Raw genomic sequence first — 18,464 nt, forward strand, 5'->3', positions numbered from 1 at the left:
TCTTTTTTTCAAACACAAAATTACTAATTTTTGGGAACTTTTACTTCTCTAAAAAAGTTTAAACAGCTTCTGTATCTTTGCCCAAAGTTCCTAATTTTTAGTGTTCTTTTTTCCAAACACAAAATTACTAATTTTTAGGAACTTTTACTTTATTTGAAAAGTTTAAACAGCCTTATTTAAAAATAATATAACATATCATGAAAAATTTATTTATTATTCTATGTGCTCTCAGCATCACTATAGGATGCTCTCAGCAAGAAAAGGAAGAACCTTCTAAGCAAAAGGAGGAGCCTTCTAAGCAAAAAGAAGGATGGAAATTAGTTTGGGAAGATGATTTTAATCGCGACGATATTTTCTCTACCAATATATGGTCAAAAATATGGGGTTGCCCAAAGTCAGATGCTGATTGGTGCAAAACAATGAGCCAAGACCCAAGTTTATTTGAAATTAAAGACGGTAATCTTATCCTCTTAGGTAAACCCAGTACTGACCCCGCTAAAGACAAATCGGAATACATCACAGGAGGTGTTTCTACTAAAGGGAAGAAGTATTTTGAAAAAGGACGATTAGAGATCCGTTGCAAACTCGAAGCTACTCAAGGAGCCTGGCCTTCTATCTGGATGGTACCCAATGCCCCTTGGCCTACAGGAGGTGAGATAGACATCGTAGAACGGCTCAATTATGAGCCCTTTGTACACCATACCGTACACTCCACTTACACACAAGCGGGTAAAAAAGATCCTACCAAGCGAACCCCAAAAAGCACTGCTACAGCTCCTATTAACCCTGATGATTATAACGTCTATGCCGTAGAGCTTGACACTGATGAGGTACGTTTTTATGTAAATGGCAAACAAACATTTAGCTATATACGTGTACCCGAGAAGGAAAGTGAGGGGCAATTCCCCTTTGCCCGTCCCTATATGTTGCGCATCGATATGCAATTAGGAGGTAAATGGGTAGGTAAAGTAAAACCTTTTACTAAGCCAGTAAGAATGTATGTAGACTGGGTGCGTTTTTATCAAAAATAAAAAAGAGGCTGTCCGAAAAGGGTAGCCTCTCTTCTATTTTACTTTTCGTCTATATACTCAGATTAATGCTACTTATTCTTAGCAATAAGATTCAATGCGCTACCAGCCTTAAACCACTCTATTTGAGAGGCGTTGTAGGTATGGTTGCAGGTGATGACATCCTTGCTGCCGTCCTTGTGAACAAACTCCAAGTGTAGGGGTTTGTTGGGTGCAAAGTCGGTGAGGTCAAGGAAGTTGATAGTATCATCTTCTTGGATCTTGTCATAATCGGCCTCGTTGGCAAAGGTTAGGGCAAGCATACCTTGCTTTTTGAGGTTGGTTTCATGGATACGCGCAAAGGACTTAACCAAAACAGCCTTTACTCCTAAGTGGCGTGGTTCCATAGCTGCATGTTCGCGAGAGGAACCTTCCCCATAGTTCTGATCGCCCACTACGATAGAAGGAACCCCAGCAGCCTTGTAGGCACGTTGTACCTTAGGCACTTCGTCATACGCACCTGTGAGCTGATTTTTGACACTGTTGGTCTTGCCATTGAAGGCATTCACAGCCCCGATGAGCATATTATTGGAGATATTGTCCAAGTGCCCACGAAAGCGCAACCAAGGCCCTGCCATGGAGATATGGTCGGTAGTACATTTGCCTTGTGCTTTGATGAGCAGTTTAGCCCCAGTGATATTCTTTCCGTCCCAAGGGGCGAAAGGTTCCAAGAGTTGTAGGCGGTTGGAGGTAGGGGATACCACGACTTCTACATTACTACCATCTTTGGCAGGTGCCTGATAACCAGGTTCATCTACGGCAAATCCTTTGGTTGGGAGTTCTTCTCCGTAAGGAGGTTTGAACCTTACCTCTTCGCCCTTGTCGTTGATAAGGGTATCGGTAAGAGGGTTGAAGTCTAAGCGACCTGCAATGGCTAGCATAGCTACCATTTCAGGGGAGGTTACAAAGGCATGGGTATTAGGGTTTCCGTCGGCACGCTTGGAGAAGTTACGGTTGAAGGAGTGTACAATGGTGTTTTTCTCTTGTTTTTCTGCTCCTTCTCTGTCCCACTGACCGATACAAGGGCCGCAAGCGTTGGTAAATACCTTGGTGCTGAGTTGTTTGAAAGTATCTATGATACCATCGCGCTCAATGGTGTAACGAATCTGTTCGGAGCCTGGGTTGATACCAAAGGAAGCCTTAGGGGTAACGCCCAACTCAATGGCTTGCTTAATCACTGATACAGCGCGGCTCAAATCCTCATAGGAGGAGTTGGTACAAGAACCAATAAGACCCCATTCCACTTTGAGAGGCCAATCATTGGCGCGGGCTACTTCCTTCATCTTGCTTACAGGCGTACCACGGTCAGGAGTGAAAGGCCCATTGATATAAGGTTCTAGCTCGGAGAGGTTGATCTCAATGAGTTGGTCAAAATATTTCTCAGGTTCGGCATATACTTCAGGGTCAGCGGTCAGGTAGGTAGCTATTTTGTCGGCAGCAGCAACAACATCCTCACGGCCAGTAGCCTTGAGGTAGCGGCGCATGGACTCATCGTAGCCAAAGGTAGAGGTTGTAGCTCCTATCTCAGCCCCCATGTTACAGATTGTACCCTTACCAGTACAAGAGAGAGATTGAGCACCTTCGCCAAAGTATTCCACAATAGCACCTGTACCCCCCTTCACAGTAAGGATATCAGCTACTTTGAGGATTACGTCCTTGGGGGCAGTCCATCCGTTGAGCTTACCGGTGAGTTTGACCCCGATGAGCTTAGGGAATTTTAGCTCCCAAGCCATACCTGCCATCACATCTACCGCATCGGCACCTCCGACACCTATGGCAATCATACCTAATCCGCCAGCATTGACGGTGTGGGAGTCAGTACCAATCATCATTCCCCCAGGGAAGGCATAGTTTTCCAAGACAATCTGGTGGATAATTCCAGCCCCAGGCTTCCAGAAACCAATCCCATATTTGTTAGATACAGAGGAAAGGAAATCAAAAACCTCTTTGGACTGTTCGGTAGCCACTTTAAGGTCTATTTCGGCACCTTCTTTGGCTTGGATAAGGTGGTCGCAGTGTACGGTTGTAGGTACAGCTACTTTGGATTTGCCAGCGTGCATGAACTGCAAGAGTGCCATTTGAGCGGTGGCGTCCTGACAAGCGATGCGGTCAGGGGCGAAATCCACATAATCTTTTCCTCGTGCAAAGGCCTGGGTAGGTGTTCCTTCCCAAAGGTGTGCATAAAGGATTTTTTCAGCGAGGGTAAGGGGGCGGCCTACGATGCTACGCGCCTTATCTACTCGCTCAGGCATACGGTCGTATACCTTTTTTATCATTTCAATATCAAATGCCATACGTTGTTAGTTTTAAGTTATGAGTTATGAATTTTGAGTTGTTAGTGGTTAGAGGCTAGTCACTAAAGACTAATCACTAACCACTAACCACTAACCATTTAATTATTAATAATTGAATTAAATGTTTTACTAGGGCGCATCACCTCGAAGGTTAGTGCTTCGTTGGGGTGATAGTAGCCTTGTATATCTACAGGCTTTCCTTGCACCTGCATAAGTTCGCTTAAGATTTGTGCCTCATTATCGGCCAAGGCTTTGGCAATGGGTGCAAATTCTTGGGCGAGAGCACTGTCTTGGGTTTGTGCGGCTAAAGCCTCAGCCCAGTAGCGCGCCAAGAAGAAATGGCTGCCACGGTTGTCCAAGGTGCCTACCTTGGATTGGGGAGATTTGCCTTCTTCAAGGACTTTACCTACAGCTACGTCCAAAGCATCGGCAAGTGTTTGTGCCTTCGGGTTTTTGTAGGTTTGTGCAAAGTGCTCTAAGGAAGCACCCAAGGCGAGGAACTCCCCAAGGGAATCCCAACGCAAGTGATTTTCTTGGAAGAGCTGTTCGGCCAGTTTAGGAGCAGAACCTCCCGCACCTGTTTCAAAGAGTCCGCCACCGTTCATTAAGGGGACAATGGAAAGCACTTTGGCACTGGTACCGAGTTCCAAGATTGGGAATAAGTCGGTGAGGTAGTCGCGCAAGACATTACCAGTAACGGAGATGGTATCCAATCCCTTTTTAGCTCGCTTGAGGGAGAAAAGGGTAGCCTCTTCGGGGGAGAGGATATGGATTTCCAATCCTTCGGTGTCGTAGTCATTCAGATAGCGACCAACTTTCTTGATAAGTTCGTGGTCGTGAGGGCGGAGGGTATCCAGCCAGAAGACAGCAGGAGCACCTGTGGCTCTTGCACGGCTTATGGCGAGCTTTACCCAGTCCTGTACGGGCGCATCTTTCACTTGGCACATACGCCAAATGTCGCCTCGTTCTACTTGGTGAGAGAGATATACCTTGCCATGTGCCCCTACTACGCGTATTTCGCCGTCTTCAGGCACTTCGAAAGTCTTGTCATGGGAGCCATATTCCTCAGCTTTCTGTGCCATGAGACCTACATTGGGCACGGAACCCATAGTGGTAGGGTCGAAAGCTCCATATTCTTTGCAGAAGTCTATCACAACCTGATATACCCCTGCATAACTACTGTCGGGTAGTACGGCGAGGGTATCTTGGGTTTCCCCTTTGGCGTTCCACATTTTTCCTGAATTGCGAATCATGGCAGGCATGGAAGCATCTACGATGACATCGTTAGGGAAGTGTAGGTTGGTGATGCCCTTGTCGGAATTGACCATGGCCACAGCGGGCGCTTCGGTGAATACCTTTTCTATATCTTTTTCAATAGCAGCTCTTTCGGCATCGGGGAGGGAGCTTATTCTGTCTAAGACATCGGAGAAGCCATTGCGCGTGTTCACCCCTAAGCGCTTGAAGGTATCGGCATATTTGCTAAGAAGAGGCTCAAAGAAAGTTTCCACAGCATAGCCAAAGAGAATAGGGTCGGAGACCTTCATCATAGTGGCTTTCAGGTGCAAAGAGAGCAATACCCCTAGCTCCTTAGCACGGGCAAACTGCTTTTTATAGAAATCCAGTAAGGCCTTTCGGCTCATTACCGTAGCGTCAATAATCTCTCCTTCTTGTAGAGGGAGGTTGTCCTTGAGCGGTTGGGTTTTACCAGAGGTAGTGAGTAGTTCTATACGTACGGTGTCGGCTGCTTTGAGCGTTACCGACTGTTCATTATGATAGAAATCCCCTTCGTCCATGGTAGCCACTGCGGTTTTGGAATCCTTACTCCAAGCCCCCATAGTATGGGGGTGGGCTTTGGCATAGGCTTTGACAGCCTTAGGAGCACGTCGGTCGGAGTTACCTTCTCTAAGGACAGGGTTTACTGCACTTCCTTTGACCTTGTCGTAACGCGCTTTGATCTCTTTTTCTTCCTCAGTGGCGGGTGCTTCTGGATAATCGGGTAAGGGATAGCCCTGTTTCTGTAATTCGGCAATGGCCGCCTTGAGCTGAGGCACAGAGGCACTGATATTGGGCAATTTGATGATATTAGCTTCAGGGGTAGTGGCTAAGTACCCCAACTCGGCTAATGCATCTTCCACCTGTTGTTCCTTAGAGAGTCGTTCAGGGAAAGCAGCCAAGATACGTCCTGCTAAGGAAATGTCCTTTAACACAAATTCCACTCCCGAAGAAGTACAAAAGCGCTGAATAATAGGCAGTAGCGAATGAGTTGCCAGAAAAGGTGCCTCGTCTGTTTTGGTATATACAATGTTTTTCATAACTATCTCTTGTTAAGTTCCACAAACGGACGCTGGGTGGCTCCTACATATATTTGGCGTGGGCGACCGATAGGCTCTCCGCCTTGGCGCATTTCTTTCCATTGTGCAATCCAGCCAGGTAGGCGTCCAATAGCAAAGAGTACGGTGAACATTTCCAAATGCATACCCAATGCCTTATAGATAATGCCTGAGTAAAAATCCACATTAGGGTAGAGGTTACGTACTTTGAAGTATTCATCCTCCAAAGCCACTTTTTCTAAGTGCTTAGCAATAGCGAAGATAGGTTCGTCTATGCCCAAGGCATTGAGCACATCATCGGCAGCCACCTTGATGATAGTGGCACGAGGGTCAAAGTTCTTATACACACGGTGTCCGAATCCCATAAGGCGGAATGGATCATCTTTGTCTTTGGCACGACGGATGAACTTATCCACATCACCCCCATCGCTATGAATCTCTTCGAGCATCTCAATTACGGCTTGGTTGGCACCACCATGTAAGCGCCCCCAAAGAGCAGATACCCCAGAGGAGATACTTGCGAAAAGACCCGCCTCGGAAGAACCTACCAAGCGCACAGTAGAGGTGGAGCAGTTTTGCTCGTGGTCGCCATGGAGAATCAGTAACTTGTTCAGTGCGGAGACAATCGTAGGATTGATTTCGTACTTTTCGGTAGGAATAGAGAAGAACAATTGTAGGATATTCTCTATATAGCCCAATTCATTATTGTAGTAGTTGAGCGGTAATCCCTCACGCCTACGATATACCCAAGTGGCGATAATGGTTACTTTGGCAATTGCCTTACACACTGCTTCATATACGTCTTTTTCACAATGTACATTTACAGGGATAGGATTGAAAGCCGTTAGCGCACTGGTAGCCGCTGAGAGTACTCCCATAGGGTGGGCAGCCTTAGGGAAACCATTGAGTATTTGGCGCATTTCCTCATGCACCAAGGTGTATTTGTGAATGGTTTTCTTGAATTTGTCATACTCTTCTACGGTAGGAAGTTCTCCGAAGATAAGCAGATAAGCTACCTCCAAGAACTCCGCCTTGGCTGCCAAATCCTCTATGTTATAACCACGATAGCGGAGAATTCCTTTTTCTCCGTCCAAGAAGGTAATGGCACTCTTGCAGGAACCTGTATTCTTGTAGCCAGAATCCAAGGTAATCAGCCCAGTGAGGGAGCGTAATTTTTCAATGTTAATAGCCTTTTCTCCTTCAGTTCCTACTACAATGGGAAGCTCATATTCTTTCCCTTCAAAAGTTAGTTTTGCTATGTTCTTCATAATACAAATTTTTAATATTTACCTCCACAAAAATACAATATTTTTTGAAAAGAAAAAGAGATAAGATAAAAAATATTTATTTTTAACAAATTAGCGATTAATATGTGAATTATTTTTGATAAATAACAATTAATTTCTATTATTTAGAAAATTTTATAAATTAAAGCATACATATTAAAAATAACTCAATGACTCTACTTTTTTTGTAAGACTGAGTTTTCTAAGAAAATCACTAAAGATTTCTTTTTTTGACTTCTTTTGGTATGTTCTGAAAAATAATGTACTTTTGCAGAGCTTTATAAAGTAATTAGCAATCATCATTTTTTGAGCCGAATATCCATAAAAGAGATTAACCGTCTGGCACTACCTGCCCTTGTGTCAGGAGTGATAGAACCAGTGATTTCCCTTACTGATACGGTAATGGCAGGGCATATTCCTGTCAATACAAAGGAAGTATTAGGGGCAGTGGGTATTGTATCTTCTTTTTTGACGGCTTTGGTATGGATATTTATTCAGATTAGTCGTGCCATTTCCTCACAGGTGGCTTATGCTTATGGTCAAGGGAGTGTAGCACAGTTAAAGAGTTTAGTGGCTCAGATACTCTCCCTTTCTCTGACAATTTCTTTATTTTGTTCCATTGTAGCCTTCTTTACCTCTAAGATCATTCTTGTTAACTTCTATGAGGCAGATGGAATTCTGTTGGACTACTGTTTGGATTATTTTCGTATTCGGGTATGGGGCTTCCCTTTTATTCTACTTACTCTTACTATCCATAGCATATTCAGAGGTTTACAGAACACCTCTTGGAGCATGTATATCAGTCTATTAGGAGGAATGATTAATATTACACTTAATTATACTTTTGTCTTTATTTTTCATTGGGGCATTAAAGGGTTGGCATGGTCAAGCCTTCTAGCACAAATAGTTATGTTGGTGGTTTCGGTGCACTATCTGTATCGGAAGACTCCTTTCCGCTTTTTCAGAACAAAGAACTTACATCCCAAGTTTTTTCAGAATTTACGAATGAGTCTTGACCTATTTATTCGTTCTACCCTTTTGCAAGCAGTGCTTTATTTCTCTTTCCTAAGAGCCACTATTTTAGGAGGCGGAGAGGATAGTACTATCGTGGCTACCCACACCTTATTGAATCAGGTATGGCTTTTCTCTGTTTTTCTCTTTGATGGTTATTGTAATGCAGGAGGAGTGCTCTCAGGGCGGTTATACAGTGCTCGGCAGTACCAAACTATTCGTTATATGGTAAGGGATTTGTTTTTCATTGTTCTGGGAATAGGAAGTTTAATTATGATGCTGTACTTTATCTTTTATTTTCAGATGGGGGTATTCCTTACTAAGGATAGTGATGTTCAGTTGTTATTTTTTGAAACTTTTTGGATGGTTGTTCTCATGCAGCCACTCAATGCTATCACCTTTCTCTTTGATGGAATTTATAAAGGAATGGGGCTTACTATCGTATTACGCAATACTTTTATCATAGCAACCTTTTTAGGCTTTTTACCTACATTTTATGTAACAGAGTTTCTCTTGGAATGGGGACTTAAAGGGATTTGGGTAGCTTTTTTTGTATGGATGTCCTTTCGTGGAGGTATTCTTATCCTTCATTATAGAAACTTTTTTATATCAAGAACAGAACATTTGTTTAATATATCATAATTAATATCGAAATGAAAAATATCGCTGTACTTATGGGAGGATATTCCCGAGAATCAGAAGTATCTCTTAAGAGTGCTGCCACAGTAGTGGAACACTTAGATAAAAGTAAATATGCTTCCTATCCCATCCTTATCACTAAGGAGAAATGGGTATATATGGATTCTCAAAATCAAGAGTTTGTAGTAGATAAAAATGATTTTTCCCTAATCCTTAAGGGGAAGAAAATCACTTTTGATTGTGCTTTTAATGCTATTCATGGTACCCCAGGAGAGGATGGCTACCTACAAGCCTACTTTGCCCTTGTGGGGATTCCTATTACGGGTTGTAGCATGTATGCTTCTGCCCTTACATTTAATAAGCGTGATATGCTATCGGTGCTGAACCCCTATGGAATTCCTCGTGCTAAAGCATATTACCTAAACCAAGGAGAACATTTCTCCGTACGAGAAATTATAAAAACAGTAGGGTTACCTTGTTTTGTTAAAGCTAATAGATCGGGTAGTAGCTTTGGTGTATACAAAGCATATAATGAGAAGGATATAGATGATGCTATTGAAAAGGCTTTTGAGGTGGATAATGAGATTATCATTGAGGAATTTCTTAAGGGAACGGAGGTTTCTGTAGGGGTGATTACTTATCGGGGAAAAAAGAAGGTTTTGCCCATTACTGAGATTGTCTCTGAGAATGATTTCTTTGATTATCAAGCCAAGTATCAAGGTAGGTCCAAAGAGATTACTCCAGCTCGCCTAACTGCTCAAGAGAAGGAAAAAGTAGAAGCCCTTGCTCTTAAAGTATATGACCTTTTGCAGATGAAAGGCTTCAGCCGAAGTGAATATATTTTGGTAGGGGGAGAACCTTATTTGTTGGAGATGAATACCACACCTGGACTCTCCAATGCGAGTATCCTCCCACAACAGGCAAAAGCAGCAGGTATTACTCTTGCCAACCTCTTTGACAATGCTATAGAGGAGGTGATGGAAACGCATGAAGAATAATTACAATAGATATTTTTTTCTTGTTGTAAAAAGTTGTACTTTTGTGCCAAACTTACTAGTTATCTAAATTTATTCCTTGAAGTGAGTAACAAAAAGAAGAAAGCTAATAGAGCTAAGAAAATAGGATTGCCTCCAGGTAGCTTAGTTTATTTTGGCGAAAAAGAAAAGGCAATTGATATAGAAGTCATTTCTTTCTCTGAGGGTTCTTTCCATAAGCAGAAGGTACTCTCCAGTGAGAAAGCACTCTCTTTTATTACTCCAGAGAAGATTACTTGGATAAATATCAATGGGCTTAATAATATTGAGGAAATACGAAAAATAGGTAATTATACGCACCTTAATGCACTGCTCTTGGAGGATGTACTGGATACAGAACATCGCCCAAAAGTGGAACTTTTAGAGGATAACTTACTGGTTATTATAAAGATGCTATTTTTTCAAGGAGAGGAACTTATTGCTGAGCACTTAGCCCTACTCTTAGGAGAGAACTACCTTATCACCTTTCAGGAATCAGAGGGAGGGGATGTGTTTGATCCTGTGCGCAAGCGCCTACAGGAAGCAGAAGGAGCTATAAGGAAGCATACAGCGGATTTCTTGCTTTTCGCCCTTTTGGATGCGATTGTGGATAACTATCTGGTAATTCTTGATAAAGTGAGTGATACCATTGAGGCTATTGAAGATGAGATCATCACTCACCCACGTGAGGATATGATTTCTGAAATACAAGTTCTAAAGAAAAAAGCCGCTTTTCTTCAGAAATCTATTGTACCTGCCCGTGAAGTGATTTCCAGAATAGAAAAGAATAACCATCACCTTATTCGAGGAGGAACAAAGCCATATTTCCGTGACCTGCATGACCATATTGTACAGATTGTAGAAACCCTTAGTACCTATCGGGATACCCTCTGGGGACTTACCGATACTTATATGGGGGCGATGAGTAATAAAATGAATAATATTATGCGCCTACTAACCCTGATTTCTACAATCTTTATCCCACTTACTTTTATTGTGGGAGTATATGGCATGAATTTTGAGTATATGCCTGAGCTCCATTATTCATGGGCATATCCCGCTTGCTGGGTGTTAATGTTGCTTATCTCTGTGATTATGCTGCTCTATTTCAAGCGTAAGAAATGGCTTTAATTTAATATAATAACGATTGTAGCCAAGCAAAATAATTTGCAAAATATGAGTATCTGGCACATAGGGTAGGGAAAACTTTTCTATCTATTTGTATTTTATTATGATTGACTATAATAACTAATTTAGAGATATGAGTCGTACTTTTTATGTCAAAAACACACAAGCTCCTAAGGTAATGAGTACAGAAGAGCTTCTAAGTGTTGCAGGAGGAGATTTCAGACAATTTGTTGTTTCCCAAGATGAAGAAAACTTTAAAGAGGTTATGCAAATGCCCTTAAATAAGTTTGGCTATATGCTTTTTGGGCAAGAGGGCATTAGTGGGCGAGGCTTTGAGGTAAGCTATCAGGAAGGAGAACCTGCCGCTTATGAGGTGCGTGTTTTCACTCCCAGTACCGAGAGGGATTGGCTTGGAGCAATGGAATTCATGAGTAAACTCGCCATATATCTACAGGTGGATATCATAGATGAAGAAGGCATGGAGTACAAAGCCAACCATATCACTTATAACTATAGAGGAGATATTGAGTTTGGAGTAAGGTGCTATGAAGGTGAGCGAGAAGAAAGTTTTATCTTTGGTGTATGTCGCCCTATTGCACTGAATGCAGAAATTGTGGGTCGCCTACTCTCAGCTCAGGATAAGGTAAAGGCTTTTAGTGATTTTGTGGAGAGCCAACAGCAACATGAGGATATCTTTATTGCTAATCAAATATTCTATCAGAATGATAAAGGAGAAATTATAGGTACCTATACCCTGACCAAAACTGTCCCTACTGTATTGCCTTATCAGTATCCTCCTTTTATTGATATTACTAAAACAGATCTCCAGCAGGAGGATATCTTGCAGTGGCGCATCTCTTTGGTAGATACAGAAGGAGGTGAGGATGGGTTCAACTATTTAGGAGATTTGGATTATAAGACTTTCCTTGAGCGCTTACCACAGGAGAAAATCAAAAAATTGGATGGTCATTATATGCTCCTACAGATGGATACTACCCAACAGATGGAGGCATTACTTGGGAAAACAAGCCTCTTGGGTAAAATAAAGAACTTTTTTAAATAAAAAATACTAATTAAAAAAAATTATAAATGAAAGAACATCATAAAAAAAGTGATGCATTGGACTATCATGAGTATCCCCAACCTGGGAAGATAGCCGTAGTACCTACCAAGAAACATGCAACTCAGTATGACCTCTCTTTGGCTTACTCCCCTGGAGTAGCTGAGCCATGCTTGGCTATTGAAGAGAACAAAAACGATGCTTACCGATATACCAATAAGGGAAACCTTGTGGCGGTAATTTCCAATGGTACTGCTGTACTGGGACTAGGGAATATTGGTGCTGATGCTGCCAAACCTGTTATGGAAGGAAAGGGATTGCTTTTTAAGATTTTTGCCGATATTGATGTATTTGATATTGAGGTAAATACTACCGATGTGGATACCTTTGTTAATACGGTTAAGGCAATTGCTCCTACTTTTGGAGGTATTAACTTAGAAGATATTAAGTCACCAGAAGCCTTTGAAATTGAACGACGTCTTAAAGAAGAATTGGATATTCCAGTTATGCATGATGACCAACATGGGACTGCCATTATCTCCGCAGCTGCCTTGAAGAATGCCTTGGAGATTGTTGGAAAGGATATTAGCAAAGTACGTATCGTAGTCAATGGAGCAGGAGCAGCAGCAATTTCCTGTACCCGCCTATATATTGCTTTAGGAGCAAATCCTAAGAATATTGTTATGCTTGATAGTAAAGGAGTCATACGCAAAGATAATCCAAATTTGGACGCTCTAAAAGCAGAATTTGCTACCGATCATAACCTTCATACCTTAGAGGAAGCCATCAAGGATGCCGATGTATTCATTGGACTCTCAAAAGGAAATGTAGTAAGCCCTCAAATGCTTCTTTCCATGGCTAAGGATCCCATCGTTTTTGCTATGGCAAATCCTACTCCTGAAATTGCTTATGACTTAGCTATCCAGACACGTCCAGATATCATTATGGCAACAGGTCGTTCCGATACTCCTAATCAGGTGAATAACGTATTAGGGTTCCCTTTTATCTTCCGCGGTGCTTTGGATGTACGGGCTACTAAGATTAATGAACAGATGAAACTCGCTGCGGTACATGCCTTAGCGAACCTTGCCAAAAAGAGTGTTCCTGACCAAGTAAACGCTGTATACGGAGGCATTAACCTTACCTTTGGTAAGGAATATATTATCCCTAAACCTTTTGACCCACGCCTTATTTATGAAGTACCTCCTGCGGTAGCTAAGGCAGCAATGGATTCTGGAGTAGCCCAAAAGCCCATTACCGATTGGGATGCTTACCGTGAACAACTTATGGATCGTTTAGGAGGTAGTAATAAGGAAATACGCGCCCTACAGGAACGTGCCCGCCAGAATCCTAAGCGAGTGGTATTCCCTGAAGCTGATATCTTAGAAGTGCTCAAGGCTGCCCAACGTGTATATGAGGAAGGAATCGCCATTCCAGTACTCCTCGGTCATAAGGAGACCATTCTCTCCCACATGGAAAGATTGGACTTTAATGCTAACCTACAGATTATTGATCCTAAGAGTGACCAAGAAATAGAACGTCGCAAATCCTTTGCCGATATCTATTGGAAGAAACGCCAACGTAAAGGAATCACACAGCTCAATGCACAACGCCTTATGCGTGAACGTAATTACTTTGGAGCTATGTTGGTTAATACTGGGCAAGCTGATGCAATGATTACAGGTTATTCGCGTTCCTATCCACAGGTTATTCGCCCTATCTTGGACTTGGTGGAAAAGGAGGAAGGCTTTAGTCGTATCGCAGCAACCAGTATTCTTATTACCAAAAGGGGTCCACTATTCCTTTCAGATACTACTATGAATCCTAACCCTACAGCAGAGGATTTGACCTCAATCACCCTTGCTGTAGCCGAGAAAGCCAAGATGTTCGGTATAGAGCCTTCCATAGCTTTGCTTTCTTACTCTAACTTTGGTTCTGCCCCTTCAGAGAGCACTAAGAAGCTCACCAAAGTGGTAGAATATTTACACCGAAATTATCCTGATTTGGTGGTGGATGGTGAAGTACAGGTGGATATCGCTCTGAATCCTGAAAAGTTGGCAGCAGCTTTTCCTTTCTCGAAACTCAATAACGGGAAACCTGCCAATGTATTGATATTCCCTAACTTAGAGTCAGCAAATATCTCTTATAAAATTATCAAAGAGGATGAAGGGCTTAATTCCATAGGTCCTATTATCTTGGGACTCTCTAAGCCTATTCACATTACCCTAATGAATGCCAGTGTGGATGAAATGGTGAACCTCACTACCTTTGCCGTAGTGGATGCTCAGGAGAGAGAAAGAAGAAAATAATTTCCCAAAATACAATAGGGGCAAGTTGCGCAACTTGCCCCTATTTTTTATTTCTAAAGATCCTTTATAAATCAATCATCTTCTCCATGCAAAGGAATCTACTTATCGCATACTATTTACATAAGCCTCCTCTAAATTATAAATAGTTCTAAAAAAATTCTATAATAAGTCCCTACTATTTCTATTTTGTATAGATTAGTCCTATTTCTTAGATAAAACAACTCCTTTTTACCTATATAAATTCATTAGGAAGATAAAAATCTATTATAATATCCTTTTATATGTAGAAATAGCCAAAAAAGGGATTTCTAATACGTAAAAACATAAGAATTAACCAATGAACACAAAAGACATTTCTGTAAAGACAGATGTTTCAGCCACTATAAGGGCTTTTGTAGAAGAGAAAATGATACAAGAGTAATGGTCTGCTCAGCAGGTTATGGGTTGATACCCTATAGAAAATCCATCAAGCCTGAATTAATTAAAAAAACCTTTTGATGTTTTCATTTTTTTATGTATATTTGCTTTTTATTTCAAAAATGATAGAGAATATTTTTGTAGCTATTTCCTTAGGCATAATATTAGCTTTTACAATAGGACCTGTATTCTTCATTCTAATAGAGACCAGTATCACCAAGGGAATGCGCTCAGCATTAGCTTTTGATTTTGGAGCTATCTCAGGAGACATTTTTTTCATAACATTAGCTTATTGGGGAACAAGTAAGCTAGCCAATTATATAGAAGACAATCCTAATTTATTCATTTATGGAGGTATTATTATTATTATTTATGGGGTGTTCTCCTATTTCAAAGAAAGGAAAGATTACAGACTAAACCCTCCTCAGGCACGTATAACCGTAATTAAGGAAGGGAATTATTTTACTTTTTTTTACAAAGGCTTTTTCTTGAATATTATCAATATAGGTGTTTTTTTCTATTGGCTGGCTACTATTGCTACCTTTTCTTCCAGACCGGGAAATACTTCCATGCGTACACTTATTTTTTTAGCAACAATACTACTGACATACTTACTCACAGATGTAGTAAAAATACTTATAGCAAAGCGACTTCGCCATAGGCTCACTCCTATTAATATTCATAAGGTAAAACAAGGAATTAATATTTTTTTAATAATATTCGGAATATTTCTACTCTTAAACGGTATTTTTCCTAATTACATACAATCTCTTAAAGAAGTTCTCTTTTAAGATACTGTTATTTTCGAAAAAAAAGAAACCCCAAAAGACAGTATTTTAAATAAAGAAGTTTTTTATAAAAAAGTAGAAAACCTTATTAATCAAACTATTGAAAACAGAAAAAATAATAAAAATTACTTTAAAACCAATGATAGTTTAAATTATTATTTTTCAAAAATTCTGCCAGAAGAATTGTTTGAAGATAATCGTTTTAAGGCTATAACAGGGCGATTGTTGGAATATGAATACTTGAAAGTCAGAAATAGTGGAGAATATGCACCAGAGTCTTTTTCTGTATATAATTTGACTATTCTTCTATTAACTTTGAAAAATAACAGAAGTGAATATTTTATTCTAAAAGTTATAAACAAAGGAATTTCGGACTTTGTTTGTATAGATTCTATTGTGTTAGCATTGGATAAGATCCCGCAAATGCAAAATGATTCCATTCATAAAATTTGTATTGATTTGGTAAAACGCAACAAAACAGGCCGTTGCAAATGGTGAATATTATGTGGGTTAAACCTGTCTATGAGAAAATATTGAATAAAAACATTTTGTACCTTTACCTCGTGCAAACAGTCAATAGAATAAAACCACAATGATCTATAATAGACTCATTTACATATCAGCACTCATCTTTACAGCCGCTTGCTCAACAGGTAAGTATATCCGTAAGGTGCCCTATCATTATTATACGGATAGCTTTCGCAAAGCCGCGCAAGCTCATAAGGATAGTATAGATGCTAAATACACAGAAAGCAATTACAAGGATCAGCAGCTTTCAGAAGAGGGCTACGACATTAAATATGGGGCACGACCTTTAAAGGGGGTTATCCGCGCTAAACTACGTCGTCCCTTAGCTAAAAAGATTATTGCAGGAGAGTTTAAGGAAGGCGATAGCATCATAGCCGATTGGCAGGAAGGGAAAAACGTGTGGAATAGAAAAGAAGATAACAACATAAAAGATAATGTATTATGAGCCAGAAACATTTAGTATGCCAAGGAGCAACCTGCCAATGTCAATTTGGCAATGCTCCCGATAAGTTAAAGGTACTTACGCAGACCAAAGCCTTTATCAATGAGGAAGAGCCACAAGAGAAATTGGTCGCTACAACTGCCGATATAGGAGCTACTTTTGAGAAAAACACCTTTGGGCTGTGTCAGATGCAACCACTACCAGGTGGTGGTTATAAACCCTGTCAGGCAATGGTAACTCAGTGGAGCGGTGCTTATGAGAATGTTACCTATGAAGAAAACAACGGACACCCCCTTTTAGAGGACAGTAAAGCCACCTGCCCCATAGGCGGCAAGGATTGCATCAGCATTATCAACCACGGACAGGTGGCAGAGATAACAAACCGCAATCTACATAGTGCTGACCCTATTAAAATGGATATGATCAATCCTTTTATGGATTTTGCTACATTTAGAAACCAGAAAGAAATGTCTAAAACTCCTAAGTTAATTGATTATTATATTACAGATGTAGAAGGGAATAGAATAGAATCTGACATTACTAATTATATTGGAGACAAAATAATTGTACATATAGAAACACAAGATTTAATTAATGATAGAATTAACATTAATATGAATAATAAATTTATTGATTTCATTTATAAAGGGGAAAAATTAGAGAAAGACACTCTAAAAAATTATGAGATCACTAAAAACCACGAAGAAATAGAACTGTTTATAGAAAAAGAATATTAATTATGGAAAAAATAGATATTGTATTAGAGATACCAGGCATAGAACAAGAGAAAACTAAAAGTATAAACGTAACATATAAAAGGCTATTACTATATGGAGGAGCAAGAAAAGCTTCTGATAATAGTAGTTTTTACTATGCTTCTTTGAATGTAAAAAAGGATTATGGAAATGATGGTGAATTTATACATGAACCTGTAAATACAGCGAAGTCGCTTGTTGATATAATTAATAGACAAGAAGACAATAGCATACAATCACTTGATGTTTTCTGTCATGGAAGTGAGGTCGCGCTTTATTTCATTAAGGGGAGTAGTATTAATAATAATATAACAGAAGAAGAAGTAGAAGAAAAAGATTTACATTCTCCATTAGCAATAGGACGTACCACAAACGCTATTTCCAACTGGAATTTGAGTGGAGATGAAAGGTTAATATCTGATATTGATTATAATAAATTTACTACTGCTGCAAAAATAGAAATACATGGATGCAACACTGCAGCAGTAGTTAGGGTAGCCTTTTGGTTAGATAATTTGTGTGAAGATTTATCAGAGAACTTATATGATGCAGGTAAAACAAATTCTGTTGTTATAGGGCATTCAACAAAAGCTAACCCCAATTTACCAACAACAAAAATAAGAAAAGGTGAATCTGAAAAAGCATGGAATATTAGAAAAAATAAAGAACAAGATTATCGACATGGAGAAAGGAAAGTTTATAACAATGGAGAATGCATACTGACTACAAAAAAACAAGGAAGAATAACAGCTGAGGAAATTAGAAATGCTTTATCCAATTAAAAATAACATTAAAAAAATATAAATGGAAAATAATTTAATATCTTTTACGCTTATCTTAGTCTATTACATATTAAGCTGTTTTATAACATTTTTTTTTAGAAAAGATAGATTTTTATACTTTTCATTTATAGTCTATACTTTTTTTGGAATAGGTTTCCTATTGTATGTGTATAACTGCTATTCTTTATATGATTGTAATGAGTTTTTATCAATAATGGCTTTTGCTATGTTATACGAACCTATTCATCATATACTTTTAGTTATAGCTGTAATACTAATAGTATATAAATTTATAAAGGAGAAAAAATGATTTTACTATGCAATATTTTCAATTATTTATCATAAATTACACATTATTTATCCTCTACCAACTCTATATACGAAAATTGTCTATATAGGGCCTATATAGGAGTTATATAGGGAGAACTTAGTGCAAGTACTCCAAAATGAAAATACATTTTATTTACAAAATTTTTACTAATGCCATAAAAAGTATCACTTTAATTTTTCTATTCCAAAAACATTTTGTACCTTTACCTCGTGCAAACAGCCAATAGAACAAAACTACAATGACCTATAAGAGACTCATTTACATATCGTTACTCATCTTTACAA

Annotated in this window: 13 protein-coding genes; 10 read left to right on the top strand and 3 right to left on the bottom strand. The window is 39.7% G+C overall.

From position 1 onward, the window contains the following. Positions 1 to 197: 197 nt before the first annotated feature. Positions 198 to 1,031 (top strand): glycoside hydrolase family 16 protein, encoded by an 834-nt coding sequence (locus HMPREF9071_RS01250; RefSeq protein ID WP_009744711.1) that lies wholly within the window; start codon positions 198 to 200, stop codon positions 1,029 to 1,031. Between the two features lie 68 nt (positions 1,032 to 1,099). On the opposite strand, the gene HMPREF9071_RS01255 is transcribed toward HMPREF9071_RS01250, so the two are convergent. The 3 genes from HMPREF9071_RS01255 to HMPREF9071_RS01265 form a co-directional block, all read right to left on the bottom strand. Continuing rightward, positions 1,100 to 3,361 carry an aconitate hydratase gene (locus tag HMPREF9071_RS01255; protein ID WP_009744712.1) on the bottom strand — a complete coding sequence of 754 codons (2,262 nt, stop codon included), beginning with the start codon at positions 3,359 to 3,361 and terminating at the stop codon, positions 1,100 to 1,102. A 98-nt stretch (positions 3,362 to 3,459) separates the two neighbouring features. Further along, positions 3,460 to 5,673, bottom strand: a complete 2,214-nt coding sequence (locus HMPREF9071_RS01260; protein WP_009744713.1) for an NADP-dependent isocitrate dehydrogenase — start codon at positions 5,671 to 5,673, stop codon at positions 3,460 to 3,462. 2 nt (positions 5,674 to 5,675) lie between these two features. Further along, positions 5,676 to 6,959 (bottom strand): citrate synthase, encoded by a 1,284-nt coding sequence (locus HMPREF9071_RS01265; RefSeq protein WP_009744714.1) that lies wholly within the window; start codon positions 6,957 to 6,959, stop codon positions 5,676 to 5,678. Positions 6,960 to 7,283: 324 nt separating this feature from the next. Here HMPREF9071_RS01265 and HMPREF9071_RS01270 point away from each other — a divergent pair, with 324 nt between their 5' ends. The 9 genes from HMPREF9071_RS01270 (at position 7,284) to HMPREF9071_RS01315 (ending at position 17,849) form a co-directional block, all read left to right on the top strand. Then, the gene (locus HMPREF9071_RS01270; protein ID WP_009744716.1) at positions 7,284 to 8,630 is read left to right on the top strand and encodes an MATE family efflux transporter; all 1,347 of its coding nucleotides are present in this window, start codon (positions 7,284 to 7,286) and stop codon (positions 8,628 to 8,630) included. A gap of 11 nt (positions 8,631 to 8,641) precedes the next feature. After that, entirely contained in the window at positions 8,642 to 9,625 is a 984-nt protein-coding gene (locus HMPREF9071_RS01275) for a D-alanine--D-alanine ligase (protein ID WP_009744717.1), read from the top strand. An 81-nt stretch (positions 9,626 to 9,706) separates the two neighbouring features. Then, entirely contained in the window at positions 9,707 to 10,771 is a 1,065-nt protein-coding gene (gene corA / locus HMPREF9071_RS01280) for a magnesium/cobalt transporter CorA (RefSeq protein WP_009744718.1), read from the top strand. A 130-nt stretch (positions 10,772 to 10,901) separates the two neighbouring features. Beyond that, entirely contained in the window at positions 10,902 to 11,831 is a 930-nt protein-coding gene (locus HMPREF9071_RS01285) for a DUF4299 family protein (RefSeq protein ID WP_009744719.1), read from the top strand. Between the two features lie 26 nt (positions 11,832 to 11,857). Then, entirely contained in the window at positions 11,858 to 14,137 is a 2,280-nt protein-coding gene (locus HMPREF9071_RS01290) for an NADP-dependent malic enzyme (RefSeq protein WP_009744720.1), read from the top strand. Between the two features lie 539 nt (positions 14,138 to 14,676). Continuing rightward, on the top strand, positions 14,677 to 15,345 hold the full coding sequence (locus HMPREF9071_RS01295; RefSeq protein WP_009744721.1) for a LysE family translocator: 669 nt from the start codon (positions 14,677 to 14,679) through the stop codon (positions 15,343 to 15,345). A gap of 589 nt (positions 15,346 to 15,934) precedes the next feature. Beyond that, the gene (locus HMPREF9071_RS12425; protein WP_009744723.1) at positions 15,935 to 16,315 is read left to right on the top strand and encodes a chaperone protein ClpB; all 381 of its coding nucleotides are present in this window, start codon (positions 15,935 to 15,937) and stop codon (positions 16,313 to 16,315) included. Continuing rightward, positions 16,312 to 17,049: a DUF4280 domain-containing protein gene (locus HMPREF9071_RS01310; protein ID WP_009744724.1), complete on the top strand. Its 738-nt coding sequence runs from the start codon at positions 16,312 to 16,314 to the stop codon at positions 17,047 to 17,049. The genes HMPREF9071_RS12425 and HMPREF9071_RS01310 overlap by 4 nt, the downstream gene beginning before the upstream one ends. A gap of 2 nt (positions 17,050 to 17,051) precedes the next feature. After that, positions 17,052 to 17,849, top strand: coding sequence for a hypothetical protein (locus HMPREF9071_RS01315; RefSeq protein WP_009744725.1), 798 nt, complete (start codon positions 17,052 to 17,054; stop codon positions 17,847 to 17,849). Positions 17,850 to 18,464: the final 615 nt, after the last annotated feature.

The organism is Capnocytophaga sp. oral taxon 338 str. F0234 (genome assembly GCF_000192225.1).
Taxonomy (GTDB): Bacteria; Bacteroidota; Bacteroidia; order Flavobacteriales; family Flavobacteriaceae; genus Capnocytophaga.